The sequence below is a fragment of the Rhizobium alarense genome (genome assembly GCF_021555155.1).
In the GTDB taxonomy this organism is placed as follows: Bacteria; Pseudomonadota; Alphaproteobacteria; order Rhizobiales; family Rhizobiaceae; genus Rhizobium_D; species Rhizobium_D alarense.
Genome location: NZ_JAKGBU010000068.1, coordinates 24,661 through 30,883, shown reverse-complemented (window position 1 = coordinate 30,883; position 6,223 = coordinate 24,661). Strand labels below are relative to the sequence as shown.

7 protein-coding genes and 1 pseudogene are annotated in these 6,223 nt (G+C 63.9%); 7 read left to right on the top strand and 1 reads right to left on the bottom strand.

Going from position 1 to position 6,223, the window contains the following annotated elements:
- The 3 genes and pseudogenes from LXM94_RS19215 to LXM94_RS19205 all read left to right on the top strand — a co-directional run.
- Positions 1–407, top strand: a pseudogene (locus LXM94_RS19215) (hypothetical protein); the annotation flags it as partial.
- Between the two features lie 129 nt (positions 408–536).
- Positions 537–1,079, top strand: coding sequence for an RNA polymerase sigma factor (locus LXM94_RS19210; RefSeq protein ID WP_235773075.1), 543 nt, complete (start codon positions 537–539; stop codon positions 1,077–1,079).
- Complete coding sequence (locus tag LXM94_RS19205; RefSeq protein WP_235773074.1) at positions 1,076–1,873, top strand: anti-sigma factor family protein; 798 nt, start codon at positions 1,076–1,078, stop codon at positions 1,871–1,873. The genes LXM94_RS19210 and LXM94_RS19205 overlap by 4 nt, the downstream gene beginning before the upstream one ends.
- A 44-nt stretch (positions 1,874–1,917) precedes the next feature.
- Here the strand turns inward: LXM94_RS19205 and LXM94_RS19200 are convergent, their stop codons facing one another.
- Positions 1,918–2,952 carry a L,D-transpeptidase family protein gene (locus LXM94_RS19200; protein ID WP_408015669.1) on the bottom strand — a complete coding sequence of 345 codons (1,035 nt, stop codon included), beginning with the start codon at positions 2,950–2,952 and terminating at the stop codon, positions 1,918–1,920.
- Between the two features lie 777 nt (positions 2,953–3,729).
- Here LXM94_RS19200 and LXM94_RS19195 point away from each other — a divergent pair.
- The 4 genes from LXM94_RS19195 (at position 3,730) to LXM94_RS19180 (ending at position 6,190) form a co-directional block, all read left to right on the top strand.
- Positions 3,730–4,029 carry a DUF2934 domain-containing protein gene (locus LXM94_RS19195; RefSeq protein WP_235773072.1) on the top strand — a complete coding sequence of 100 codons (300 nt, stop codon included), beginning with the start codon at positions 3,730–3,732 and terminating at the stop codon, positions 4,027–4,029.
- Positions 4,030–4,424: 395 nt separating this feature from the next.
- Complete coding sequence (locus tag LXM94_RS19190; RefSeq protein ID WP_235773071.1) at positions 4,425–4,925, top strand: YciE/YciF ferroxidase family protein; 501 nt, start codon at positions 4,425–4,427, stop codon at positions 4,923–4,925.
- 102 nt (positions 4,926–5,027) lie between these two features.
- The gene (locus LXM94_RS19185) at positions 5,028–5,330 is read left to right on the top strand and encodes a hypothetical protein (RefSeq protein ID WP_235773070.1); all 303 of its coding nucleotides are present in this window, start codon (positions 5,028–5,030) and stop codon (positions 5,328–5,330) included.
- Between the two features lie 470 nt (positions 5,331–5,800).
- The gene (locus LXM94_RS19180) at positions 5,801–6,190 is read left to right on the top strand and encodes a hypothetical protein (protein WP_235773069.1); all 390 of its coding nucleotides are present in this window, start codon (positions 5,801–5,803) and stop codon (positions 6,188–6,190) included.
- Positions 6,191–6,223: the final 33 nt, after the last annotated feature.

Genomic DNA, 6,223 nt, shown 5'->3' with positions numbered 1-6,223 from the left:
ATTTGTTCGTCGTCTTGCTTGTCATAGACCCTACTTCTCACGAGTTGGGGTCTCCGGCAAACCCGGCGCGGTTCACTGAGGCCGAGTGCGACGAGTTCGCGGGCCTCATGCGTTTCGACGGCCGCGGGGCGCGGAAGGCGACGCACCCGCGCCTTGCGCGTCTGCCGCTTCGTCCCCCCAAAGAGGCCGAACAGATCGAGCTGTTTCTTCGGCATGGAAAAGCCGGGAGGACCGCCGCTGCCGCCGGTATCGCGCCCGCCGCGCCGTCCACCGCCGCCATCGTCGTCGTCATCGGCATGCGCGAGCGAAAAGATCGGCGAGCGCCCACCCGGCGGAGTTTCCGAGCCCATCGAGAAAACGAGTGTGAAGGCCGCGGTGACCGCGACAACGCGGACCGTACGGTTTGAAGCGATAAGACGAAGCACGCCTGCCTCCCGATGTTTTTTGCGGCACCGGCGCGGCCGCGGCTCACGGGATAAACGCGGCGGTGGACATTCTATTCCCCGCCGTGCCAGAAAATGGGCATGGAGGAGCGATTGGCAAATCAACAGTCCGACATCGGCAAGGAGATCGTGGCGTTCCTGCCGGTCCTTCGCCGTTTCGCCATATCGCTGTGCCGGTCGCGCGACCTTGCGGACGATCTGGTGCAATCGGCCTGCGAGCGGGCGCTGCTCGGCGCCGAGCGCTTCGAACCGGGCACCCGCCTCGACTCGTGGCTTTTCCGTATCCTGCGCAACCTCTGGATCGACCACCTGCGCCGGCAGAAGACGGCGGGAATTCCCGACGACATCGCGGACCACGCCGAGCTGGCGGGCACGAACGGCGACGCGGAAGTGGAAGGCCGGTCCGACCTGCGCAGCGTCTCGGAGGCGATCGGCCGCCTGCCGCCGGAACAGCGCGAGGTGCTGCTCCTCGTCTGCGTGGAAGACCTGTCGTACAAGGACACGGCGGACATCCTGTCCATTCCGATCGGCACCGTCATGAGTCGCCTCGCCCGTGCCCGAAAGAACCTCATGGAGATGACCGGAATAAAGCCGGACGTCACCCGTTTACCCGGCCACAGGACCAACCAGGCATGAGCGAACCCAGACTGGACGACGAAATGCTGATGGCTTTCGCCGATGGCGAACTGGACGACGACGCGATGGCGAAGGTCGAGGAGGCAATGGCCGCCGACCCGGCGATCGCCGAGCGCGTCGCCCTGTTCATGGAAAGCCGCACCGTCGCGGCCGATCATCTGAAGCCGCTTGCCGACGAGCCGGTCCCCGATGCGCTGCTGGCGGCCGTTCGCGACATGGCGGCGCGCGCCGCACGAGAGGCACCCGCAAGGTCGGCACCGAGCGCCGACAACGTGCTCACCTTTCCGAAACGGCAGGCGCAACGGGCCTTCTCCGGCACAAGTGCCTACCGCTGGGGCATGGGGCTTGCTGCCTCGCTTGCCATTCTGCTCGCCGGTGCGGGCGGCTATCTGCTCGGAGGGCTTGCAGGAGAGGCAGGCACGCCGACGGAGCTGGCAGTCCTCGGCGATCCGGTCTTGCGCACGGCACTCGATACGCTTCCCTCGGGAAGCGAGGTGACGCTTTCCGGCGATGCGGGCGCCGCCAGGCTCGTCTCAAGCTTCCGCGACAAGGCCGGTGCGCTCTGCCGGGAATTCGAATTGAAGCGCGCCACCGGCGGCAATACGGTCTCCATTGCCTGCCGCACCGGCGAGGCATGGCGAACGCATCTGGTGGTGTCGTTGCCGGGCGGCGAAGGCGGCTATGCGCCGGCTTCGTCGGTTGCCGCGGTGGACGCCTGGATCGAGGCGACGGAAGCCGGATCGCCGCTCGCCGCCGAAGAGGAAAAGACTGCCCTTGCCACCCTCGGCCAATGAAGGTGAACCGTCACCTGCCGGTCTCCGCCCGAGACGGATAGGCGTCAGTTCTCGTAGGGATCGGCAAGAGCGGCATCCGGACGACTGATCGGATATTTGGTGCGCGACGTCTTGGCCGCCAGCGCCTTCGCGCCCTGCTTTTCGAGCAGCGCGCGGAAGCTCGGATGCATGCCGCCGTCGACATAGGAGTACATCAGCGCCGATTGCGACCCCGCCGACAGGGCATCGAGCTTCTGCACCTCGGCGACCAGCCGCGGGTCGGTCTGGTTGAGCCGTGCCGGGCAAGCCGCCAACGGATCGGCCGGCTCGCCGCCGTCGAACTCGGCGTTGAACATGTAGCGACCGCTGCAAACCGACACCTTGGGCGGTTGCCTGACGAGTTCGAAGGAATCGGACCCTTCCTTCAGCGTCTTCCAGAAGGCGAAATGTTCGCTGCCGCGATAGCGCGCCATGTTTGCCGCGGTCATGCGGAACGGCAGCGCCTGGACCTGGAACTGCCTCTGCCCGCCGGCAAGCGCCGCCTGCACGACCGGATAGATTTCAGCGATGCCCTGATCCGTGACGGCATAGCAGCCGGACGACGAACAGGCGCCATGCACCATCAGCGCGTCACCCGTATAGCCTAGCGCGGACTCGAGCCGGTTCGGATAGCCGAGATTGAAGGACAGGTAATACTGCGACTTCGGGTTCAGCATCGACGCCGAGACGTGATAGAATCCCTCCGGCGCCTGGCGGTCGCCGGTCTGCGTCTTCGGCCCGAGCTTCCCGGACCAGCGGCACATGGGATAGGTCTTGAAGAGGGCATATCTGCCGCTCTTGTCGCGCTTCCATATCTCGAGCTCGCTTTCCTGCTTGAAGATGCGCACGAGAACCGGGCTCTCCGGCGTCATGCCCTTGCGGGCCATCTCCGCCTTGACCTTCGAGGAGAGCGGCGGAACCGTGTTGGCAAGGTCCTCGAGGCCCGAGGACATGCAACCGCTCAGCATCGTTGCAATCAAAAGGCCGGCCGCAAGAGCGCGCGCGACGCCGCCGCGACGCGCAAGCCTGTGCCGAATTGAGAAAATGTCGATCGTCCCCATAGCCATGTCTTGCCAAAGAACTGTGCCAAAGTTTTGTCGGGGCACAGTTAGCACGACAGGGGTTGCGCGAAGGTAAACAGAGCGTTACCCGCAACGATATTCAGCGAAGCTGCCCGCCCGCCATCGATCCACAGTGGCATGCCGGTGATGTGCCGGACTGTCTCCGAGACAGGAATGCGCCAGCACCCGCCTTGCCCGGTCTGCTGTCCATGACGGGGATATCGCCGTCCGGAACGACCACCGGGACTCGGTTTCCGCGACCCTGCGGCGTACCGTGTTCTCGCCCATCCGCTCTCGATCGCATCGGGGCAGACGGCATTGTCGCGCATTTTCGCCCTGCCGGGGCGGCCTTAGCCCCAGCCGGCCCGGAACCAAGGGCCACCAGGGACGTTCATCCGACAAGTCGGTACGGCTGGAGGAACTGTCGTGAAAACGATAACGGAAAGAGCATCGACGCAACAATCCGGGACGACGGCCGGTCATCCTTCGCCGGCTCGGCGTGACGGCCGGGAGCCGCGGGTGGCACCGCCCCAGACGATAGATCTTCCGCTGCCCAAGCCGATCGAGCACGAGGTGGCGGTGCCTGCCGCGGCCAACGGCCACAGTGTCTCCTCCGTCAGAAGATAAAGTGCCTGATCGCAACCTCGATTATCTTTTCCATCATTATTAGGAGATGTTGCAGGTGCGAAATCGAACTGTTTTCGGTTAAGCTGTTGCGATCAGTTTGACTGATTGATTCTTGCCGACTGTTCTTCCTAGCCACAACGGGGTCTGACCATGAACGACGTGAGAATGGAATGGATTAGCAAGCGCGCGTATTCTCTCTGGGAGCGGGACGGCCGCCCCTGCGGCAGGGATCGCGAACATTGGGAGCAGGCCACCCGCGAACGGGACGAGTTCGAACGGGTGGCGCTGCCCCGCGGCAAAAAGGGCAAGGGCGACAAGGAAGCCGACGCCCTGACGCAGGTGGCGATCGCCGGTTCCAAAAAGCTTCGCACCGCGCTTTCCGAAGCCAGCGGGGCACAGGCAGGCAAGCCGGCCAAGGCCATCAAGGAAAAAATCGCCGCCCCGCATTGAGTGGCGCATCGGACATCGACCCGAACGATCCCGACAGTCGAGGGTTTCGCCCCAAACCGAAGCCCGAAACGAAAGGATCGGGCATGCCTTCTATCAAATCTGCAAGCATCCTCATTCTGGCCACGGACGGATATGAGTGTTCCGTGTTGCATGTGCCACGCGACGAACCGGCCAAGCGTGCCGGTCGTGAAGAACTTCGTGCATGCGCAAAGATTGCAGCTGCCATTTGCCAAGATCCCTGGTCGCTGACCGAGGCGACGCTTTGCGCGATGCGGGCGTCAGCGATCGTCGTCCCGGAAAAGTCGGATGCAACGGGGACGGACGGAACAATGGCGAGGCTCTGCGGTTACCGCACGCGAGGAGCCTCGCATTTGTCCCACCCAGGAGATACCCACATGGCTGAGAAAACGCTGAACGACCTGTTCTACGACACGCTCAAGGACATCTATTATGCCGAACGTCAGGTGCTGAAGGCCCTGCCGAAAATGGCGCGCGCGGCCCAATCCTCGAAGCTGAAGACCGCATTCGAAAAGCACAGGGAAGAGACCGAGGGCCACGTCGAACGCCTGCAGCAGGTGTTCGACAAGATCGGCAAGCGGGCACAGGGCAAGACCTGCGAAGCGATCCAGGGCATCATTGCCGAGGGCGAGGAGATCATGGAAGAGTTCAAGGGCACACCCGCCCTCGACGCCGGTCTCATTTCCTCGGCGCAGGCGGTCGAGCACTACGAGATCACGCGCTACGGCACCTTGAAGGCCTGGGCCGAGCAGCTTGGACATGCGGAAGCCGCCCGGCTTCTCGACGCCACGCTGAAGGAGGAAGCGAAGACCGACGAGGCATTGACGGCGCTTGCCGAAAGCGTCGTCAATGCCGCCGCGCAGAAGAAGGTGGCCTGAACATCGGAATGGAAGGGCGGCATAAGCCGCCCTTCCATTTGTCCGGAAAGCCTCCGGCAAGGCTTCCGGAGGAGAATGGCGCGGCTCATTGGAACCCTCGCCATGTATCAGCCCTTCATTCCGAAAATCGTCGGCGGAACGGACCGCATCGACAGACTTGACCCGGGGCCGACCCGCGCGGCCGTACAGGCTGAAGCGCAGCGGCGCCTGACATCCGCCGGCTACAAAGCCTTCCGCGCACGCGAAATTGCAACGGGACGGCCGGTGCCGGCCGCGCTGCGTTATCTGGCAATGCAGATCGAATTCGTTGCAGACGCCCTGTCATCTCGGCGGCGTATCCCCGACGACTTCGACTCGGACAAATACTGGCCATCGCATCACCGGCAATCGAACGAAACGCCGTGAGCGTTTGCTGAAGCGGAATCAGCTCCCCGTCGAAAGGCGTGGAAAGGTCGGTGGTGTCGCCCATGATACTCCTCCCGGGCAGCGCAGCCGAAACACCACGCAGACACAAAAGTTCTGTGCGCAGCAGTCGCATGGCGACGTCGCCGACGACGCGATCGGGGTTTTTACGGAACCTTTCCAGACCCTCGACATTCCGATTTCCAGAAATGGAGACGGACCGGATGCCCACCAACACGATGCCAAAGGATCTCTACTCCCGCCTTGAACGGGAATGGCTGGAGATGAGCCGTCCTTCCGCCGCAAAGCCGGAGACTTGTCCCGGCCGGTCGAGCCTTTCGGCCTCGAAAGGCGAGGCTGCATCCGGCTCGCGTGTGCCCGGCTAGCTGAATTCGGTTCACACATCACCAACCGGCCGCGGCGCCCGGAGACTGCGCAGGCGGGCGCACCGCGGAGCATGACAGGAGACGCCCATGCGACGACATCTTGCACAGGCAGACGGCAGGGGCGTGCTCTCCGTTGACGGAGACACGTCGCCCGTTGCCTATCACCTCACGGCCTTCGAGACGACTGGCGACGGCCGGATTGCGGTCAAGGTGGAGCTGAAGGTTCCGCGCGACTGGCTGATGGAGCGCCGTTTCGGCGCGGAAGCGACACTGCTGCGCGAAGGCGGCCACCGATCGGTCGTGCGCCCCCGGAAACCGGTCAGCCTCGGCTCGGCAATTTCCGTTTCCCTGGAGACGGAACAGGCATGCAGGGACAGTGACGCTCTCGCGCGCCTGTTTCCGGAGTTTTCAGGTCGCGGCAAACAAAACGCAACTGAGCCGTCGCGACCTCCGCCTCCAACGGAGCACAGCGCATAAATGACCGGCAGCGGCCGGCGCGTTACAGAAGGA